Raw genomic sequence first — 19,753 nt, 5'->3', positions numbered from 1 at the left:
CCAAGACGCAAAGAATCGTTTTGCACCTTGGTGCGAGATTAAAGTTAGTTCAAGCTACTGCGATTAAGTTTTTGCAAGCGAGAAAGAGAAAGCGCTAGTAGACCGACTATACCAAGACCAAGAACAGTTGATGACTCAGGTACTGCCTTGACTTCAAAATCAAAATTGAAAGCGCCAGACTCTTTAAAGGGAATACGGTGATTATCAGTGCCTAAATCCACTAATTTGAATGATGCAGAATAAGTTCCTAGTGGTGCAGCAGCATCAGTCCAAAAAGTAGGGGTGAACGAGAAATTATCACCACTGCCGATTGTGTAGATATCACCTACTGACTTGACAATATCAACGCCTGCTGAATCACCAATATTCAATCCACTGCTAATTGAGGCTAATTGTAAACCAATATTTGCACCCTCAAGAGACGATCGCCAGCGACCATTGGAGCTATTGAACAGATACTGGTTGTCTAATTCTTGTGAAGTTTCTAGAGACGCTATAGGTTCTATTGTCAGATTGCTATATTCCTTATCTGTTGCGGTACTAATCAAGCGACCAGTATAAAACCCTGTACCAGGTAATAATGTTAGCGGCGGTTGTTCTGAGTAAGATTCAGGAATTCGGTTATTTGTATTGGTTGAGTTAATGGTTAGGTTATCTAATGACCCTGAGTAGCTATAAGTACCAATGCCGTGGAAATGGCTAGATTCCGGCGTGTCTTCATCCCTGTGTGCATATAGAAGGGTCAGACGATTGTAATTGGGGTTCTCTAAACCTGCGTATGTCCCTGTAGAAAGAACTTCTAAACTATCTAACCCAATGTAAAAGCCAGTTTCGTCCGAATGATTATGAGTATCATCTGCTTGTGCTGGTGCTAAAGCAGTAGATAAAATCAACGGTGCAATGACCAAAAAATTGGCTGTAATAGACGCAGATGCTTGCACTGTTTGAGTTAATTGCTTTTTCAAGCAGGTAATGTTTCTTGAAACCACAACGCTTCTCCATTAAAGGATAATTTTTTTATCTGCGATAATGATTATCATTTTAGCTAGAGAGTTGTCAAGGTACTAGCCTGCGGGAAGTTGCAGGTTAGTACCTTGGATGGAATATTGCCAACTGATAAATATTTATTACTTATTACAGATGCATAAAAATAAAATGTTTAACGATTAAATTATGTGATGATTTTGCTGAAAGCCAAAGTAACAGTAAGTTCGCACAAAAATAGAAAAAGATTTATGATGTGTGATAATGATTATCCATAAGGTGAGACAAGAGGAATTTAGAGTATGGTGGCTGACGTAATCAACAATTCAGTTCCCGTTACTGTTCTTACAGGCTATTTGGGAGCAGGTAAAACGACTCTACTCAATCACATCCTCACCTACGAACACGGCAAAAAAGTTGCTGTGATTGTCAATGAATTTGGGGAAGTGGGTATCGATAATCAATTGATTATCGATGCTGATGAAGAAATTTTTGAAATGAATAATGGCTGTATCTGTTGTACAGTGCGCGGCGATTTAATTCGCATCATTGGCAATTTGATGAAGCGGCGCGATAAATTTGACCATTTAGTAATTGAAACAACTGGATTAGCTGATCCAGCACCAGTTATTCAGACATTTTTTGTGGATGAAGATTTGCAAAGCCAACTATCTCTAGATGCGGTGGTGACAGTCGTAGATGCCAAGCATATATGGCAGCACTGGGATGCAGACGAAGCACAAGAACAGATTGCTTTTGCTGATGTAATTTTACTTAATAAAACTGATTTGGTAGCGCCAGAAGAGTTAGATGAATTAGAAAAACGCATTCGGGCGATGAATGCGATCGCAAAAATCTACCGTACCCAAAATTCTGAACTAGGAATGGATGCTTTATTAGGTGTAAAAGCCTTTGATTTAGACCGTGCATTAGAAATTGATCCAGGTTTCTTAGGCGAAGATGCCCACGTACACGATGAAAGCGTCTTTTCTGTAGCTTTAGTAGAAGCAGGTGCAGTTGATGGAGAAAAATTAAACGCTTGGCTTTCGGAGTTACTTCGTACCCAAGGGACAGATATCTTTCGGATGAAAGGCATTTTAAATATTGCTGGAGAAGATAATCGATTTGTATTCCAAGGAGTACACATGATATTTGATGGCAAACCCGATCGCCCCTGGAAAGCAAACGAAACCCCCAAAAACGAACTAGTCTTCATCGGGCGCAACCTTGATGCAGCCAAACTCAAGCAAGATTTTCTCGCTTGTCTAGCGTAAATAGGGGATTGGGTATTGGGGATTGGGTATTGGGAAAAATTTACTCCCTAGTCCCCAGTCCCTAGTCCCTAGTCCCTATTCCCCAGTACCCAATAACTATGAACACCACAACCAGCAAATCTAAGGAATTTGAACAACACTATTCGGGGACACTTTCAGATTATGTAACTGCGATCGCTTGGTCGCCACAAGGTAAAACTTTAGCAGCAACCTCCGCCGCCGGGGAAGTAGTTCTGTGGAATGATGGCGAACTTACAACCTTACAAACTGGTAGCGGTAAATCAGTAGACTGTCTCGCATTTTCACCAGATGGCAAATTTTTAGCCGTTGGCGGACAAGATGGGCAGGTGAAAATTTGGCAGAATACTAAATTAATCGCCACCTTGGAAAATGCCCCCGCATGGGTTGACAAGCTAGCTTGGAATTACACCAGTAACCAACTGGCTTTTAGTTTGGGGCGTTACGTCCAAGTTTGGGATGCAGATACTCGTGAAATTGTCGTAACACTGAATTTCGATAACTCTTCAGTATTGGGTATAGATTGGCGTATTGACGGACAATACTTAGCCATTAGTGGTTACAAAGGAGTCAAAATTTGGCATAGTCAAAACTGGGATGAAGAACCATACAACCTAGATATGACTACTGTCAGCGTAGCGATGGCTTGGTCGCCTGATGGTAAATTCCTCGCCTCTGGCAACATGGATCGTAGTGTCACCGTTTTGGAATGGAACAACCCCGATCCTTGGGTGATGCGTGGCTTCCCTGGTAAAATTCGCCAATTGGCATGGTCAGAAGCTATGACCAAAGTGGGTGCGCCAATACTGGCATCTTCTAGCGTTGAAGGGATTGTGGTCTGGGAAAAGCTAGAGGATGATACTTTAGGCTGGGAAGCGCGAGTATTAACTAATCATGTGGGCGTGATTAATGCGATCGCCTTTGCACCCAAAAGCTTCCTTCTCGCTTCTGCTGCTACTGACGGCTGGTTGTGTTTGTGGAACAAAGCCAAAGAAGTATCCCAAATTATCACAGGTGTCTCAGCAGGATTTTCTACCCTAGCTTGGCATCCCGAAGGTAAGTTACTAGCCGCAGGGGGTGAACAGGGCGAATTACTTGTATGGTCAAAGGTTTTGCGGGGTCAAGGATTCGGGCGTAGTTAAAGTTGAACCTCGGCAATTTATTGGTTATGCTGTATCAGCAAAGCTATCTTTGTGTAAATTATGAACATAGTCAAACTGATTTTACTTGCTTGTCCTGCATTTCTAGTATCCATGCTGCTGGTAGTTAATCCAGTACACGCATCCAGCCTAAAATCTTTATACGCTACACAAATTGTTACTGTAGCATCTACACAGCAAAATCTCGATCTGGCAACACCGAACTTGATTCAAAGATCCAATCCGATTAGCGATCAACTTGGTTGCAATTGTGCAAACTGTGTTCAGTCTAAATTTCAGTCGCTACAAGGCAAGCTGCCATCAGTCGGTTTTTAATAAAGTTAGAAGTTATGAATCTTTTAAGGGCACAGCAATGCTGTGCCCTTATTAATTATTAATTAGCTTTTTGTAGATAGCGATCGCACCTGCGGCATCATTATCTATGTAATCAAGATATTCACTGAAGGTTACGCCTTAAAAAACAAGTAGGAAATTTAGGTTAATTCCTAAATACTAAGAAACCTGCTGGTAAGCTAGTGAGTTGGTGCGAAAGCGAACAGTATGCCGTAGGCGATCGCAATCTGCACCCAAGCTGTTAAGCTCTTGTTCAAAGAGCTAGTCCGGGGATTAGAAAACTTGCTAGAGTGAACAGAGTTAGCCTTAATGTCTAATCGCCAAAACCTATACATCTCATGGATTTTGCTAATATTGCATCCCAGCTAAACGCTGGAACGATTTTGCCAGAGGGGATTGTTATTCTCACCCTCTTGGGGGTTTTGATTGTTGATTTGATTTTGGGGCGTACATCCGCACGCTGGATTGGATATCTAGCGATCGCAGGTTTATTTGCTTCCATTGTCGCCCTATATTTTCAATGGGACTCTCCTAATCCCATCGGTTTTACCGGCAGCTTTAACAGTGATGACCTGAGTATCGTCTTTCGCGGCATCATTGCCTTGTCTGCGGTTGTGACTATACTGATGTCAATTCGCTACGTCGAGCAGAGCGGTACTCCTTTAGCTGAATTCATCGCTATTTTGCTGAGTGCTACTTTAGGAGGGATGTTTTTATCCGGGGCTAGTGAGTTGGTGATGATTTTCATCTCCCTAGAAACCCTGAGTATTTCCTCCTACTTGTTAACAGGTTATACCAAGCGTGACCCCCGTTCCAATGAAGCGGCGCTAAAATACTTGTTAATTGGAGCTTCCAGTACAGCAGTATTTTTGTACGGTGTATCACTGCTGTATGGATTATCGGGAGGACAAACTGAATTAAGTGCGATCGCTAATGGTATTGCCGCAGCGAAAGTAGGACAATCTTTAGGTTTAGTGATTGCCCTAGTTTTTGCGATCGCGGGTATTGGCTTCAAAATCTCCGCCGCACCCTTTCACCAGTGGACACCAGACGTTTACGAAGGCGCTCCCACCCCAGTCATCGCCTTTTTATCTGTCGGTTCCAAAGCAGCTGGGTTTGCCCTAGCCATCCGCTTGCTGACAACAGCCTTCCCCCTTGTTGCTGAAGAGTGGAGATTTGTCTTCACTGCTCTAGCCGTTCTTAGCATGATTTTGGGTAACGTAGTCGCCCTAGCTCAAACCAGCATGAAGCGAATGCTAGCTTATTCATCCATTGCCCAAGCTGGGTTTGTGATGATTGGCTTGATTGCTGGCACACAAGCCGGGTATGCCAGTATGATATTTTACCTACTGGTTTACCTGTTCATGAACCTGTGCGGTTTTACCTGCATCATCCTGTTCTCACTGCGGACAGGAACCGACCAAATTGCCGAATACTCCGGCTTATATCAAAAAGACCCACTCTTAACACTGGGTTTGAGTATTGCCCTGCTTTCCTTGGGTGGTATTCCACCATTGGCTGGGTTTTTCGGCAAGATTTACTTATTTTGGGCTGGTTGGCAAGCAGGACTTTATTGGTTAGTCTTGCTGGGCTTAGTTACCACCGTCGTCTCCATCTACTACTACATTCGCGTAGTTAAGATGATGGTAGTAAAAGAACCTCATGAAATGTCTGACGCAGTAAAGAATTATCCAGAAGTGCGTTGGGATTTGCCTGGGCTAAGACCTTTGCAAGTTGGGTTGGTAATCACATTAATTGCCACTTCTGTAGCAGGAATTTTGTCAAATCCCCTGTTTACATTGGCGAACAATTCCATCTCCAATACCCCATTTTTGCAAGCAACAATCAACAGAAATGTCAAAGCAGAAAATCCACTGCTGCCAAAGTTAGATTCGGTTAGTCAGTCTCAACCCTCAGTTGATTCTACCGCTAAGATTTAACCGAGTATCAACCCAATCTAATCACAGACACGCCTGTTTGCTAATTAGCAGACAGGCGTTTGTCATCCAAGTTATTGCTAGAGGAATGCCCTCTATTTCCTTCAAGAAACTGAGTTAACAGGTATCTTGATCACAAATTCCGCGCCTTCTCCCGGAACAGAAATACAGCTAAGTTGTCCGCCATGTTTTTCAACTATAATTTGATAGCTTACAGATAGCCCTAGTCCCGTGCCTTTACCTACTGGTTTAGTAGTAAAAAATGGATCGAATACCTTTGAGTGAACTTGTTCATTTATTCCCAAACCATTATCAGCAATACTAACCGTTATCCATTTGTCATCTATTACTTCAGTTGTGATTTGAATTTGAGGATTATTTGTCAGCTTTGGATTGTCAGTTGTTTGTGAATTTACCACCAGCGTCTCCAGTGCATCAATGGCATTAGCAAGAATATTCATAAACACTTGATTAAGTTGACCAGGATAGCAAGTTACATTGGGTAGTTGACTATATTTTTTAATGACTTTAATTTCTGGGTACTCATGCCTAGCTTGGAGTCGATGCTCCAAAATCATTAAAGCACTATCAATTCCTTCGTGAATATTAACGTTTTTAAGTTCTGCTTCATCGAGTCTAGAAAAATTACGTAGTGATTTAACGATTTCCTGAATGCGTTCTGTTCCCACTGTCATTGACCGGAAAAGTTTAGTTATATCTTGAATCAGAAAATCTAAGTCTATTTCTTCTAGTTCCTCTTGGATTTCGGGTGGAGTATTTGGACAAACTTGTTGATAAATTTGCACCAATTTTAGTAAATCATAAGTATATTTATGGGCATGGTGAAGGTTCCCATGAATAAAACTCACGGGGTTATTAATTTCATGAGCAATACCAGCAACCATTTGACCTAAGCTAGACATTTTCTCAGCTTGGATAAGTTGAGTTTGCGTCAGTTGTAGTTCGTTTAGTGTTTCTTGTAGAGCAGTTGTACGTTCCTCAACCCGAATTTCTAACTCTTGATTTGCTTTCCAGAGTTCTTTCTCCGCCTGTTTACGTCTCTGTATTTCTTTTGCTAACTCATCGATTTTTTGGTTTAGAAGAACAAAATTACTGCTAGCTAAAGTTCTATTTTCTAAACGTAAGAGAATTAAAGCTGAAGATTCAGGAGACCAAGGTTGAATAACGGCTCCTTGACTACGACATATTAGCGTTTGTCCATCATTTTTTTGTAAAGTCAACGAGCCAATCACCATTGCTCTACTACTTGAGCAAGCTTGCAGGTACTTTACAACATCGTCAGTAGACTGAGTTACAAGTTCAAACAGCATTTTCCCTCGCAGTTCCTGACGACGTAATCCCAGCATATCTGCTAGTGGTTGATTGGTAGCTAACAACTGACCCTCTCCACTTACCAGCAGTAAAGGTTCTGGCAAAACTCTGGCAAATTCAAGAAATTGTTCAGGAGTCATGGGGCTTCCAATTTCAGGGTTCGATTCTAATTTACATATCTGCACTCAAGCTTGTATCCGATAGTTAGTTTAGCAAGGAAGAGTTTACACAGATTCTAGTCCCCTAAAGTATTCTCGACCTTCTGCATCTTCTGCCTCTTCTGTAAGTTTTAAGTAAACAATAACTTTGCATCCAGAAGCACCCTGTGCTATTGTCTCTTGCAATTCTACTTTCGCATATCCCAGATTGTTAGCTGCGATCGTCCCAAAAACGTTTGAAGTCATCATACACATGGCAGGGCGATTAAGCACTTTGTCACCAAATGGGCAGACGCGGTTGCCAAAGACAATCTTTTCATCATCCTGCTCAATTACATAAAAATCGCCCTGGATTCGTTTTTTTAAATCAATCAAGACATCAGCGACTTGCTTACGGGAAAGTTTGGAGACTTCTAGAGCAGATTTGTAATCTTGGTTGAGTTGTGTAGCCATCCTTTCGCCAACTACACTAATAAATCCAGAAGCTTCTTCCAAGCCAACTACATCCTGCAAAGTGCCAGACAATTCTCTGATTAATGTACGCAAAAATATATCGCGTTCTAAAGAAATATTAAGCGTAGCTATCGAATTATTAAGTGCATTAGTCATAAATTTTGAAGACACATGAAACTACAGTTATAGAGTTCCCCAAAATAACCATAAAGTAACTGCTTGATATCTTTCTTTAGAGAACTTCGTACTTACTTGTGTTTCTAATAAAATGTGATGGTGATTACAAATTATGAATCAACATTTATTTTTACTAAAATTAATTTGAATAATTGATAGATTTACTATTTTAAGAGATGGGAATGCTGATGATAAATTCAGAGCCTTTCCCCAACACAGATTTTACTTCTAGAGTTCCCCTATGTTTCTGGACAATTATTTGATAGGCAATTGATAATCCTAATCCTGTTCCTTTTCCCACGGGTTTAGTTGTGAATAAATGGTCGAACATTTTTTGCTGAACATCAGATGATATTCCTACACCATTATCTTGAATGCTAATCAAAGCGTAATTTGTATCTTGAGTTTGGACAGTAGCAGTATGAATTGTAATTTGATTGGGATTTTTCTTGATTTCATCAAACCTCAATCCAGAATTAGATTCTTCTAAAGCATCAACTGCATTTGCTAATAGATTCATAAATACCTGATTTAGTTGTCCTGGAAAACATTGTATGGGAGGAAGATCGCCATAATTTTTAACTACTTGAATAGCTGGACGCATCCTATTATCTTTCAATCGGTGCTTGAGAATAAGGAGAGTGTTGTCAATACCTTCATGAAGGTTAAAGATAACTTTTTGTTCTGTATCTGCTCTAGAGAAAGTTCGCAAGCTGTTACTAATATTAGAAATGCGATCAGTGCCTTCTTTCATTGATGAAATAAGCTTAGGTAAATCCTCACGAATATACTCTAGATCGATTGTTTTGATTATTTCTTGAATTTTTTGGGATGCTTGAGGATAAGTTTCCTGATAGAGATCAATCAGGTGTAACAGGTTATTAATATACTCTTGAGCCGGAGTCAGATTACCTGCTATAAAGCCAACTGGATTATTAATCTCATGAGCTACATCTGCAACAAGACTTCCTAAACTAGACATTTTATTCTGCATTATCTGAAGATTAAGAAGCATCATTTCTAGTTCATGGCTTCTTTCTTCTAAGCTGCTTTGATATTCCTTTAATTCATCAATTACTTTCCTGAGCAAATATTCTTTTTTTTCATTTGTCTCTTCTAGTTTTACCCGGTCTGCTTCAGAACGCTCTAATTGCTTTTGGAGAATTCTATTTGCTTTTTTTAGTTCCTTAATTTCTTTTTGGCAATCCAGAATTTCCATCAGCTTTTACCGAGTTCCCAAAATTAAAGTTACAAATGTCTCATTATGAAATTGTGTCTGGCTGATTCGATCTATAGGAGCAATTTCTCCATAAGAATAAAATCCACAACCTGGTAAATGGTAATCCAGACAGAGTTTCGTATTTTGGTATTCTTCTTTTGCTCTCGTACCAAGTATTTGCCGACGAGCTACACATGAAAAAAATAAAACAGCACTTGGCTCTACACCTGGATAATTATCTAAGGCATTCGTGAATGATGCCTTGGAAGCTGCCAAAATATCTTCATAACCTGCTTCTGCAATTTGAATCATAGCTTGATCGGGAACATCTGCGAAAAAGGTGATGCTGCCAGATTCCTGATTGTAAGCAATAGGCGCTCTTATATAAAAACTATCTCCATTCTGCTCTGATACTGCTAAAGGATATTCCATTGAAGGAGGGAGTAAACCTAGATAATGGTGATAAAAATCTAAAGCTGGTTTACCATCTATTTCATAGATTATGTTCTTATCTACCTTAGTTACTTGGCTTACTTGACCAATGGGATGCCAACCACTTGCAACACCATGAGAAAATAATATTTTTCCCGAAAAAAGCAGAATTGGTACAGAATCACTTAATACTTCTGTTTGAAAAAATTGATATGTATTTTGATACCTAGACTGATCGCCTGCTAAACCACCGAATATTGGTATATGTTGACCAAGAGCTAACTTTAAGCCATTCAATATAGATACACCACTAATTGTCAGACTTTCTGGATGAGTTAAACATAGCTTTGGAGTTGCAGTACTTTTTACTTTGGCTTGCTCTACAGCTTGTTTAGTTACAGCAATCGGATCACCTGAGACTTTCCGTCCAACTCCTGCATAAATTTCAACTTCATCTGAGCAAAATAACATCAAGGTGATTGAGTCTTGCTGAAACTCTAAGACTGAAGAAATTTCTCCATCCGTTGTTCCACCAATTAACTCAATCCTCGGAAAAGCCTGATGAATTTGCTGCAAAATCAAAGAATGTTCAAAGTCAATTGCACAAAAAAGAATCCCAGCTTTTGGTATATCTCCTGCAAGTGAACTGACGCATTGCTGAATAACTTCTTCAACTGCGGATAGAGAATCTGGATCGTTACTGTGACCGACTACTGTTTTAAACATAAATTTATCTATATTGAGTGAAAATGATTTTTCTACAAGATTAGAATTCCCAGATGGTCAGAGACATTTTACTGATTTATTAATTTCTGATGAAAATACTAGATAGCCTACTGCTAATCTCAAGCAAAGTATGAACAATAAGTATCTCTAACATTTTATAACACTACTTAGTATGATTATGATATGGAAGTTTAATAATAAACTCTGAACCTTCTCCTAGTGTTGAATTTACCTCCACGGTTCCTCCGTGTTTTTCTACAACAATTTGCCGAGCAATTGATAATCCTAATCCTGTGCCTTGGCCTACAGGCTTGGTAGTGAATAAATGGTCAAAGATTTTTTGTTGGACATCAGGCGACATTCCTACTCCATTATCTTTAATCTGAATTAAAATATGGTTATTGTCTTCAGTAAGAGTGGTCTGAATCAAAATTTGATTAGGATTTGCTTCAATTTCAATATAAGTCCGTCCTATATTAGACTCTTCTAAAGCATCAATAGCATTAGCTAATAAATTCATAAATACCTGATTTAGTTGTCCGATAAAGCATTCTAAATCAGGCAAGTTATCGTAATCTCTAATTATTTTAATATCGGGTCTATCCTCAGATGCTTTTAAGCGGTGCTTGAGAATCATGATTGTGCTGTCAATACCATCATGAATGTTGCAAGAAACTTTGCGATCGCTATCTGCACGAGAAAAGGTTCTCAAACTAGTACTAATATTACGAATGCGCTGAACACCCTCTTTCATTGAAGAAATTAAGTTAGGTAGATCGGAAAGTATATACTTCAAATCTCTTGCTGTAATTTCCTCTTGAATTTCTGGAACTGGATTAGGATAATGCTGCTGATAGAGGCTAATAATATTAATCATGTCTTGGAAATATACTGAAGCGTGTCCGAGATTGCCATGAATGAAACCAACTGGATTATTAATTTCATGAGCAACTCCTGCTACTAATTGACCAAGAGCAGACATTTTTTCTGTCTGTACAAGCTGAATTTGAGACTCTTGTAGGTCTTTTAATGCCTTAGATAGCGCTGCTGTTCTTTCTGCAACTCGTTTTTCCAAAGTTTTTGTGAGATTTCGTAATTGCAGATGGGTTTTAATTCTAGCTAATAATTCTTCTTCATGGAAGGGTTTAGTGATGTAATCAACTGCACCTATATTTAAACCCTTTACCTTACTATCAGTATCAGAATTCGCCGTCATAAAAATTACTGGTATATCACAAGTAGCTAAATTTTCTTTCAGCTTTTTACAAGTTTCAAATCCATCTATTCCCGGCATCATTACATCTAATAAAATTAAATCAGGTGATTGATATTCAGCCTGTTTAATTGCCCTACTGCCATCATTTTCTGTAATAACTTTAAAGCCGAAGTTTGTTAATATATCAAAGACAATTCCTAAATTTGTCGTAGTATCATCTACCACTAAAATTAAACTATCTTCTGGGAGATTGAGCATTTGTAAATATGGCTTATAATTCATGTCTTTAAATTAAATTAACTCCTTGCTGATTGTTTACTATTGCTCTGCGATCGCAGCTAAGTTACCTCCACTTTTTTTTCGCAGACTGAGTTGACAAATTTATCCCCTGACAATTATATAGTTCCCAAAAACTCTGGTAATAGCAACATTTTCATACCAAATTCCTCTATGCGACTACGGGAGCGATCGCTACAGGATGGACATCAGCTATAAATCTGCACTTTCACTTTCATTAAAGATCCTCTTTAATGAAAGTGATCCTTATGAAATTAGTTACTATTACCCTTGTCTTTTGATAAATGTAATGCTAGCCATAGCAATATTTTTTATCTAGTAAGTTAATTTATTCAGTTAGTCAACGGTGTTTTTAATGTTGTAAATAGATACTGTTGATGGTTTTTCATTAACTTTTATAGTTCAGGGTAATTTCGGTTATTATTTCGCTAGTAAATATTGAACAATAAACAGTAATCTTTAAAAAAATTATATAAGCTTACGCATCACTGATGGAGTGCGGAAATCATTGTTACATTTTGCAGAAAGCCTGTGTTTATGAGGATTTTTTTCAAAAGGTATATTATAGAAAATTAAAAAATATATTGGCTTTCTTTTCCTGTAATTAATGCTCGTTATTTTAAACTTATAGATTGTTATGAAGGAATTACTTTCCCCCAATTTATACTGCCCATTTGTGTCCCAGATCAATAAGCATGTTGATACTCTAGAAAGGCACGCTCTTGAATGGGTACTTAACTTTAACCTCTTAGCCAATGAATCATCTTATAAGCGTTTTTGCAAATCAAAGTTCTTTTTTCTAACAGCAAGTGCCTATCCTAAGAGTCAGCTTGAAGAACTTAAAATTGCAAACGATTGGTTGAGTTGGGTTTTTATCTGGGATGATCAATGCGATCTATCAGACTTAAAGAATCAACCTGGAGTATTAAAAGCTTTTCACCAAAGATATTTAGAAATCTTGAACGGTGCGGAACTCACAAGCCGGGATACAATATTCAGTCATGCATTAATTGACCTACGACAAAGAACTCTTCAAAGAGCTAGCATAAAATGGTTCAATTACTTTATCAGCTACTTAGAAGATTACTTCTATGGGTGTGTTCAGGAAGCAACCAACCGCGCCAAGGGAATTGTACCTGATGTAGACACTTATATTATGATCCGTAGATCAAGTGTGGGGGTTTATGCTGTTCTCGCATTAGCGGAGTTTTGTAATCAGTTCATGATTTCCGATGTTTTAAGAAATCACTACCTTGTAAAAAATTTGGAACTAATTACAACTGACATTATTGCTTGGTCTAACGATATTTTTTCAGCATCTAGAGAAATAGCTAGTGGTGATGTTCACAATTTAATATTTGTACTGCATCATCACAAGCAAATTTCTATAGAAGAAGCAATGGAGCAGGTGAAAAAAATCCATAATGAAGAAATCAATTCTTTGATTAATTTAGAATCATTGCTTCCATATTATGGAGAAGAACTAGATATTTCAATTACGAAATATATATCAGGAATGCATAGTTGGATTCGTGGTAATCTCGATTGGTGTTACCAGTCATCTCGCTACGATATTTTAGAAAGGCTAGAGTTAACAGAATTCAAATAATGCCAACCTGAGTTAGTAACTCATAATTACTAATGATTGATATTTGTAATCTAAATGTAACTAACATTCTAACTACTACCTTAAAAAATTAAATAATAAGAATTAATGACCATTAACTGACTACAATCTTAAACAAGAAAAAATGAAACTACCTAATATTCTCAAAAGTCCTTCTTTACTACAAAAGCTTCATTGGGTTAGTGACCCTGTAAGCTATATGGAAAATGCAGCCCAGCAATATCCTGATATTTTTACTGGTGAGATAATCGGTTTTGGGGATACAGTGGTTTTTGTGAATCACCCCCAAGCAATTCAGGAAATATTAACTAACGATCGCAAAAAGTTTATCGCTGTTGGGGAACTCAACGGCATTTTAAAGCCTCTTTTGGGAGATTATTCAGTCCTGACGTTAGAAGGCGATCGCCACAAACGCCAACGACAAATCGTGACACCCTCTTTTCATGGAGAACGGATGCAAGGCTATGGTCAGCTAATCTGTAATTCTGCTAAAAAAATCTTTGGTCAGTTACCACTAAATAAGCCGTTTTTCGCTCGTGATTTAACGAAAGAAATATCTCTACAAGTCATTTTCCAGTCTATCTTTGGCTTTTATGAGGGAGAAAAAATTCAAAAAATTAGGCAACTATTGCCATTGTTGTTAGAGCTTTTTGAGTCGCCTCTTAGTTCTAGTTTATTCCTTTTCCCATTCTTACAACAGGATTTAGGAGCTTGGAGTCCTTGGGGAAGGTTCCTGCGTGTTCGTGAGAAAATTGATCAATTTCTTTATAACGAAATTGCCGAGTGCCGACAACAAGCCGATCCAAAACGTACCGATATTCTCTCTTTGCTAATAGCATGTCGAGATGAAGCAGGCGAACCGATGACGGATCAGGAATTGCACGATCAATTAATTACCCTAATACTTGCCGGTTACGATACTACTGCAACAGTCATGGCTTGGGGATTGTACTGGATTCACCACAATCCTTTAGTCCGTGAAAAACTGCTCCAAGAACTGGATACTCTCGGTGATTCCCCAGATCCTATGAGCATTTACCGCCTGCCATATCTCACAGCTGTCTGTAATGAAACCTTGCGAATTCATCCTGTTACTATGTTTTCGTTTCCCAGGGTAGTGCAGGAACATACCGAATTATTGGGACATTCTTTAGAGCCTGGAACTATACTAATTCCCAGTATTTATCTGACTCATCATCGACAGGATTTATATCCCCAGTCTAAGCAATTTAACCCAGAGCGTTTTATTGAACGCCAATTTTCTCCTTATGAATTCCTGCCCTTTGGTGGTGGTGTCCGTCGTTGTATGGGCGAGGCTTTGGCTCTATTTGAAATAAAGCTAGTATTAGCAACCGTTGTGTCACATTATAATTTGGCTTTAGTTGAGCGTCGGCCAGAGCAACCTCAGCGTAGAGGTTTTAACCTTGCGCCAGGCACTGGAATCAAGATGGTAATGACAGGAGAACGTGCGCGTCAAGAGCCTTTAATTAATATGACAACTACATCCGTATCTTAGTAGCTTGTCAAGTTGAAAATATTAGTCCGCTTTGATTTCTGAATTTACAGCGTTTTTCAGGTAAATGAAGTACACAGGTAGGGGCACAGCACTGCTGTGCCCTTAAAATCATCTGTACCTCACAAAGTTACAATCTGCTGTAATATTTATTGAAGTCAATCTGGCGCTAAAAATTGATTTATTGGATCGTTTGTAGGACTTATATCGTGTTTGACTTAATACTTATGTCATTGCAAGCGTTGCGCGGCAATCCCAAACCTTTGCGATTGCTTCATTCCACTTCGTTGCATTCGCAATGACATATTATAAGTGATTTGCCGAACATGGTATTACGCATTGACAAGAAATACTAAATATGAATAAAGCTTAAAAACCATATCTTTCGTGAGGGCACAGCATGGTCTATGTACGTAGTTTACCGCCGTAGGCATCGCAGGATAATTAAGAAAAGCCTGAAATAGGCTATTTCAGGTAACGCATATCACCATGTATTTATACAGTGCGTAAGTCGTAGTTTGTTTGCTAAAAATTAATTGTTAGTGAATTGGTCGGCTATGACTGCGCCTAAACCAGCCTAGAAAAACCCAAAATTAAGTTGCTATTTTTTAATCGGAATTTAATTTTTATACATTCTTTTTAAATATTATTGCGTAAATAAATCAGCCTCATTTGCCAAAGGGGGAGGCGATCGCTTATAAAACCTCTAAAATCTATTGATATGGCTATAGCAATTACTCGCTCTATGATTCGGCGGTTCCTTAAAAAACCAATCTCTAACTAGTGCGATCGCTCACCGTATTTGTGACAGCAGCACGATAAAATTCTAAAACCATAATCGTACTAAAAGGTCTAAATGGCAGAAACATTATTCTTCAACGCCTTACGGGAAGCCATTGATGAAGAAATGGCGCGTGACTCCAGCGTATTCGTTCTCGGTGAAGATGTCGGACACTATGGCGGTTCCTACAAAGTTACCAAAGACCTGTACCAAAAATATGGCGAACTCCGCATTCTAGACACCCCCATTGCCGAAAATAGCTTCACTGGCATGGCGGTGGGAGCAGCGATGACTGGATTACGTCCGATCATCGAAGGCATGAATATGGGCTTTTTATTGCTCGCTTTCAACCAAATATCTAACAACGCTGGGATGCTGCGCTATACTTCCGGCGGTAATTTTAAAATTCCAATGGTAATTCGCGGCCCTGGGGGTGTGGGAAGGCAGCTAGGTGCAGAACATTCCCAACGATTAGAAACCTACTTCCAAGCTGTGCCAGGCTTGAAGATTGTTGCCTGCTCCACACCAAGAAACGCCAAAGGACTACTAAAATCAGCTATCCGCGATGATAACCCGGTGTTGTTCTTTGAACACGTTTTGCTTTACAACTTGAAAGAAGATTTACCAGAAGAAGAATATTTACTACCCTTAGATAAAGCCGAAGTTGTGCGCCAAGGAAAGGATGTCACAATTATCACTTATTCTCGGATGCGGCATCACGTGCTGCAAGCAGTAAAAACACTTGAAAAACAAGGTTACGATCCAGAAGTTATTGACTTAATATCCCTCAAGCCATTAGATTTTGATACTATTGGTTCATCAGTACGTAAAACCCATAAAGTGATTGTGGTGGAAGAATCCATGCGAACTGCGGGTATCGGAGCAGAAGTTATCGCTTCAATAAACGATCGCTTATTCGATGAATTAGATGCGCCAGTACTGCGGCTTTCTTCCCAAGATATTCCCACACCTTACAACGGCAATCTGGAACGACTAACAATTATCCAACCAGAGCAAATCGTGGAAGCTGTGGAAAAAATGGTGGCGTTGCGAGTTTAGAGACTTGGGATTGGGGACTGGGTACTGGGGACTAGGAGAATAACTTATACCCAATCCCCGATCCCCAGTAACCAATCCTTACTCATAACTCCTCAAAAGAGCGCTATTATAGCCTTTGTCAGTTGCGAGTTATGGTATGCAAAGACAGCGATCGCTATTAATTTTGATTTTAGTCCTGATAATCGCCGCGATTACGGTGATTGTCACAATTCCAATCTCCTTGGGGCTGGACTTGCGGGGAGGTTCACAGTTAACCATTCAGGTGAAACCATCAGCAGAAATTCCTAAAATCACCGAACGAGAATTGGAAGGTGTGAAGAGAGTTGTCGAAGGCCGGATTAATGGTTTGGGTGTTTCTGAGCCAGTGATCCAAACAGTGGGCGCAGATAAAATATTGGTACAATTGCCAGGGGTGAATAATCCAGAGCAAGCTGAACGGGTGCTAGGAGGGACGGCGCAGTTAGAATTTCGTACCCAAAAGCCGAATACAGAAACTCAATTGTTGGCTTTCCAAGCATCTAGAGCGGAATTGAAATTCAAGCAAGAAGAGTTGAGAAAAAGTACAGACAAAGCAGCAATAGTTAAAAATCAAGAAGATTTACAAAAAAATAATCAAGCGATCGCAGAATTGTTTGAAAGCACCGATCCACCGCTAATTGGCAAATACCTCAAGGATGCTTATGGTGAACCCACTCAAGGTAACAACTGGAATGTTGCCATTCGCTTCGACCAACAGGGTGGTCAACTATTTGCCAATTTGACGAAAAATCTTGCTGGTACTGGGCGGAGCATTGGTGTTTTTCTGGACAATGAACTGATTAGCGCTCCTACGGTGGGTATAGAATTTGCAGCCGCAGGTATTAGTGGTGGCTCTGCCGTAATTACAGGACGGTTTACCGCACAAGAAGCTAATGATTTGGGTGTACAGCTACGTGGTGGCGCACTACCCGTACCAGTAGAAATTGCTGAAATTCGCACTGTTGGGGCAACCTTGGGTAAAGACAGTATAACTAGCAGTATCTACGCTGGTGTAGGTGGTCTGACTTTAGTATTAATATTTATGGTAGTGTACTATAGATTACCAGGGCTGATTGCCGATATCGCACTTTTGATCTACGCCCTGCTAACCTGGGCTACCTTTGCTTTGTTGGGTGTCACCCTAACCTTGCCAGGAATTGCCGGTTTTATCCTCAGTATTGGGATGGCGGTTGATGCAAATGTGTTAATTTTTGAGCGGACGCGGGAAGAATTGCAAGCAGGCAAAAGCCTGTATCGTTCTATAGAATCTGGCTTTTACCGCGCCTTTTCGAGTATTTTAGACGGCAACGTTACTACTATCATTGCTTGTGCTGCACTATTCTGGCTAGGGGCTGGTTTGGTGAAAGGCTTCGCCCTAACGTTAGCGTTGGGTGTAGCAGTGAGTATGTTTACAGCAATTACTTGTACTCGCACCTTGATGTTTTTAGCATATACAATTCCCGCGTTCAAGAAACCAGAACTTTTCTGTCCGAACCTGCCAACAAATCAGGCAGAGGTGGCTCAATGAAACTAAGTATTAACAAATCGCGATCGCTTTGGTGGGCTATTTCTAGTGCCATCATTCTTGCTGGTATCATCTCAATGGTGATTTCTTGGCAAAACCCAAGTATCAAAGCACCCCTACGTCCCAGTTTGGATTTTGTCGGTGGTACACGATTGCAGTTTGAACGGGATTGTACCAAACCCGGTAACTGCGACCAGCCAATTGATATCAATGTCGTTCGGGAAGTAGCGAAAACGCAGGGATTGGGTGATAGTAGCATCCAAATTATCGCTGACAGAAGCACTGGTGCAGAAAATGGCATCTTAATTCGCACAAAAAACTTGGATACCGAGCAGCGCACTAACTTGCAAAATGCCTTAAGCGAAAAAGTCGGTACTTTTGACCAGCAAAAAAACCAATTTGATAGTGTTGGCCCTACTCTGGGGAGAGAATTATTTACTTCTGGTGCCATTGCCCTGATCGTATCCTTTGCAGGCATCATCGTTTACTTGAGCTTCCGGTTCCAGTTAGATTATGCGGTGTTTGCGATCGTTGCTCTATTGCATGATGTCTTTATTACGGCAGGGATTTTTTCGATTTTCGGTTTAGTATTGGGTACTGAAGTAGATAGCCTGTTCATCGTTGCTCTACTGACAATTACAGGTTTCTCAGTTAACGATACAGTGGTGATTTACGATCGCATCCGGGAAACCCTCAAGACGAATCCTAACCGAGCGATCGCTGAGATTGTGGATGATGCAGTTAACCAAACTTTAGGACGGTCAATCAACACGACCTTTACTACAATGCTGTCATTGTTTGCCATCTTTCTGTTTGGCGGCGAAACTCTGAAAAACTTTGCCTTAGCTTTAATTATTGGCTTTACAGCAGGAGCTTATTCAAGTATTTTCATCGCCAGTACTCTTCTAACTTTGTGGCGAGAGCGCAACGGTCAACGCGCGGTAGTCAGTGGTGAGTCGATTGATACATCTGCTGGTAATTAATCATTGGGCATTGGTTATTCTTTTTTTCTCCCTTGTTCTTCTTATCTTCCCCTGCCTCCCCTGCTCCCCCATCTTCCTCATCCCCCACCTTCCCACAGCCTATGGATCAATCAGAACACTCTTCAATAACTGACCCATCCTTTGCTCAACAAGTACAAAGATTACACAAGCTGACAATATATGCCAGATGGCTATTTGTCGGCTGTTTATGGCTTACCATTGCACCTGTTAGCTTGTGGGGTCTACGTACAGAAATTTCTCTGTGGAAACAATATTTTACTTGGGTAGCGGTGCGATATGGACTCTTCTACCATCCACTGTCTACCTTTGGTTTAGCATTTTGCATTGGGATGACTGCTGCTGTTTTAGTTTGGCAAAGTCGGAATATCTTGTTTGGACTACCACCGCAGGAAAAACAACGTTTAGAAAAACAAGTTTATCGTATACGTCAGCAGGGGCCAAGTCATCCTCTGTGGAAGTGGGTTTGTCAATAATTACATATATACGTACAGCAATTTTTAGCAAAATATG

The 19,753-nt window shown here is 39.9% G+C and carries 17 protein-coding genes; 10 read left to right on the top strand and 7 right to left on the bottom strand.

The window, feature by feature from the left end; genetic code table 11:
- Positions 1 to 44: 44 nt before the first annotated feature.
- Positions 45 to 989, bottom strand: coding sequence for an all3515 family Zur-repressed PEP-CTERM protein (locus VB732_RS01985; protein WP_323229120.1), 945 nt, complete (start codon positions 987 to 989; stop codon positions 45 to 47).
- A 297-nt stretch (positions 990 to 1,286) separates the two neighbouring features.
- Here VB732_RS01985 and VB732_RS01980 point away from each other — a divergent pair, with 297 nt between their 5' ends.
- From VB732_RS01980 to VB732_RS01970, 3 genes are all read left to right on the top strand, one after another.
- A complete protein-coding gene (locus tag VB732_RS01980) occupies positions 1,287 to 2,258 on the top strand; it encodes a GTP-binding protein (protein WP_323229119.1) in 972 nt (323 codons plus the stop codon).
- Between the two features lie 98 nt (positions 2,259 to 2,356).
- Entirely contained in the window at positions 2,357 to 3,418 is a 1,062-nt protein-coding gene (locus VB732_RS01975; RefSeq protein WP_323229118.1) for a WD40 repeat domain-containing protein, read from the top strand.
- Between the two features lie 60 nt (positions 3,419 to 3,478).
- Positions 3,479 to 3,751 carry a hypothetical protein gene (locus tag VB732_RS01970; protein ID WP_323229117.1) on the top strand — a complete coding sequence of 91 codons (273 nt, stop codon included), beginning with the start codon at positions 3,479 to 3,481 and terminating at the stop codon, positions 3,749 to 3,751.
- 197 nt (positions 3,752 to 3,948) lie between these two features.
- Here VB732_RS01970 and VB732_RS01965 read toward each other — a convergent pair whose 3' ends face one another.
- Complete coding sequence (locus VB732_RS01965) at positions 3,949 to 4,104, bottom strand: hypothetical protein (RefSeq protein ID WP_323229116.1); 156 nt, start codon at positions 4,102 to 4,104, stop codon at positions 3,949 to 3,951.
- A gap of 3 nt (positions 4,105 to 4,107) precedes the next feature.
- Between VB732_RS01965 and VB732_RS01960 the strand changes: the two genes are divergently transcribed.
- Positions 4,108 to 5,709, top strand: a complete 1,602-nt coding sequence (locus tag VB732_RS01960) for an NAD(P)H-quinone oxidoreductase subunit N (RefSeq protein ID WP_323229115.1) — start codon at positions 4,108 to 4,110, stop codon at positions 5,707 to 5,709.
- 101 nt (positions 5,710 to 5,810) lie between these two features.
- Here VB732_RS01960 and VB732_RS01955 read toward each other — a convergent pair whose 3' ends face one another.
- The 5 genes from VB732_RS01955 to VB732_RS01935 all read right to left on the bottom strand — a co-directional run bounded on the left by VB732_RS01955 (position 5,811) and on the right by VB732_RS01935 (position 11,701).
- Complete coding sequence (locus VB732_RS01955; protein WP_323229114.1) at positions 5,811 to 7,178, bottom strand: ATP-binding protein; 1,368 nt, start codon at positions 7,176 to 7,178, stop codon at positions 5,811 to 5,813.
- An 84-nt stretch (positions 7,179 to 7,262) separates the two neighbouring features.
- Positions 7,263 to 7,805 carry a methanogen output domain 1-containing protein gene (locus tag VB732_RS01950; RefSeq protein ID WP_323229113.1) on the bottom strand — a complete coding sequence of 181 codons (543 nt, stop codon included), beginning with the start codon at positions 7,803 to 7,805 and terminating at the stop codon, positions 7,263 to 7,265.
- 190 nt (positions 7,806 to 7,995) lie between these two features.
- On the bottom strand, positions 7,996 to 9,045 hold the full coding sequence (locus VB732_RS01945) for a sensor histidine kinase (RefSeq protein ID WP_323229112.1): 1,050 nt from the start codon (positions 9,043 to 9,045) through the stop codon (positions 7,996 to 7,998).
- A gap of 6 nt (positions 9,046 to 9,051) precedes the next feature.
- Positions 9,052 to 10,203: an FIST signal transduction protein gene (locus tag VB732_RS01940; RefSeq protein WP_323229111.1), complete on the bottom strand. Its 1,152-nt coding sequence runs from the start codon at positions 10,201 to 10,203 to the stop codon at positions 9,052 to 9,054.
- Between the two features lie 163 nt (positions 10,204 to 10,366).
- Positions 10,367 to 11,701, bottom strand: a complete 1,335-nt coding sequence (locus VB732_RS01935) for a response regulator (RefSeq protein WP_323229110.1) — start codon at positions 11,699 to 11,701, stop codon at positions 10,367 to 10,369.
- A gap of 652 nt (positions 11,702 to 12,353) precedes the next feature.
- On the opposite strand from VB732_RS01935, the gene VB732_RS01930 reads away from it, so the two are divergent.
- The 6 genes from VB732_RS01930 to VB732_RS01905 all read left to right on the top strand — a co-directional run bounded on the left by VB732_RS01930 (position 12,354) and on the right by VB732_RS01905 (position 19,716).
- Positions 12,354 to 13,325: a terpene synthase family protein gene (locus VB732_RS01930; RefSeq protein WP_323229109.1), complete on the top strand. Its 972-nt coding sequence runs from the start codon at positions 12,354 to 12,356 to the stop codon at positions 13,323 to 13,325.
- A 142-nt stretch (positions 13,326 to 13,467) separates the two neighbouring features.
- Positions 13,468 to 14,859, top strand: a complete 1,392-nt coding sequence (locus VB732_RS01925) for a cytochrome P450 (RefSeq protein ID WP_323229108.1) — start codon at positions 13,468 to 13,470, stop codon at positions 14,857 to 14,859.
- 853 nt (positions 14,860 to 15,712) lie between these two features.
- Positions 15,713 to 16,696 (top strand): alpha-ketoacid dehydrogenase subunit beta, encoded by a 984-nt coding sequence (locus tag VB732_RS01920; protein ID WP_323229107.1) that lies wholly within the window; start codon positions 15,713 to 15,715, stop codon positions 16,694 to 16,696.
- A gap of 136 nt (positions 16,697 to 16,832) precedes the next feature.
- The gene (gene secD, locus VB732_RS01915) at positions 16,833 to 18,242 is read left to right on the top strand and encodes a protein translocase subunit SecD (RefSeq protein ID WP_323229171.1); all 1,410 of its coding nucleotides are present in this window, start codon (positions 16,833 to 16,835) and stop codon (positions 18,240 to 18,242) included.
- A complete protein-coding gene (gene secF, locus VB732_RS01910) occupies positions 18,239 to 19,222 on the top strand; it encodes a protein translocase subunit SecF (protein WP_323229106.1) in 984 nt (327 codons plus the stop codon). Before secD ends, secF begins: the two co-directional genes overlap by 4 nt.
- Before the next feature lie 101 nt (positions 19,223 to 19,323).
- Entirely contained in the window at positions 19,324 to 19,716 is a 393-nt protein-coding gene (locus tag VB732_RS01905) for a hypothetical protein (protein WP_323229105.1), read from the top strand.
- Positions 19,717 to 19,753 lie beyond the last annotated feature (37 nt).

This window comes from Nostoc sp. UHCC 0252 (assembly GCF_034931145.1).
Classification (GTDB): Bacteria; Cyanobacteriota; Cyanobacteriia; order Cyanobacteriales; family Nostocaceae; genus Nostoc.
This window is presented reverse-complemented; position numbering and strand designations above follow the sequence as displayed.

Coding starts and splice junctions, on each gene's coding strand:
- VB732_RS01980 (WP_323229119.1), top strand. CDS start 1,287: ATGGTGGCTGACGTAATCAACAATTCAGTTCCCGTTACTGTTCTTACA.
- VB732_RS01975 (WP_323229118.1), top strand. CDS start 2,357: ATGAACACCACAACCAGCAAATCTAAGGAATTTGAACAACACTATTCG.
- VB732_RS01970 (WP_323229117.1), top strand. CDS start 3,479: ATGAACATAGTCAAACTGATTTTACTTGCTTGTCCTGCATTTCTAGTA.
- VB732_RS01965 (WP_323229116.1), bottom strand. CDS start 4,104: ATGTATAGGTTTTGGCGATTAGACATTAAGGCTAACTCTGTTCACTCT.
- VB732_RS01960 (WP_323229115.1), top strand. CDS start 4,108: ATGGATTTTGCTAATATTGCATCCCAGCTAAACGCTGGAACGATTTTG.
- VB732_RS01955 (WP_323229114.1), bottom strand. CDS start 7,178: ATGACTCCTGAACAATTTCTTGAATTTGCCAGAGTTTTGCCAGAACCT.
- VB732_RS01950 (WP_323229113.1), bottom strand. CDS start 7,805: ATGACTAATGCACTTAATAATTCGATAGCTACGCTTAATATTTCTTTA.
- VB732_RS01945 (WP_323229112.1), bottom strand. CDS start 9,045: ATGGAAATTCTGGATTGCCAAAAAGAAATTAAGGAACTAAAAAAAGCA.
- VB732_RS01940 (WP_323229111.1), bottom strand. CDS start 10,203: ATGTTTAAAACAGTAGTCGGTCACAGTAACGATCCAGATTCTCTATCC.
- VB732_RS01935 (WP_323229110.1), bottom strand. CDS start 11,701: ATGAATTATAAGCCATATTTACAAATGCTCAATCTCCCAGAAGATAGT.
- VB732_RS01930 (WP_323229109.1), top strand. CDS start 12,354: ATGAAGGAATTACTTTCCCCCAATTTATACTGCCCATTTGTGTCCCAG.
- VB732_RS01925 (WP_323229108.1), top strand. CDS start 13,468: ATGAAACTACCTAATATTCTCAAAAGTCCTTCTTTACTACAAAAGCTT.
- VB732_RS01920 (WP_323229107.1), top strand. CDS start 15,713: ATGGCAGAAACATTATTCTTCAACGCCTTACGGGAAGCCATTGATGAA.
- secD (WP_323229171.1), top strand. CDS start 16,833: ATGCAAAGACAGCGATCGCTATTAATTTTGATTTTAGTCCTGATAATC.
- secF (WP_323229106.1), top strand. CDS start 18,239: ATGAAACTAAGTATTAACAAATCGCGATCGCTTTGGTGGGCTATTTCT.
- VB732_RS01905 (WP_323229105.1), top strand. CDS start 19,324: ATGGATCAATCAGAACACTCTTCAATAACTGACCCATCCTTTGCTCAA.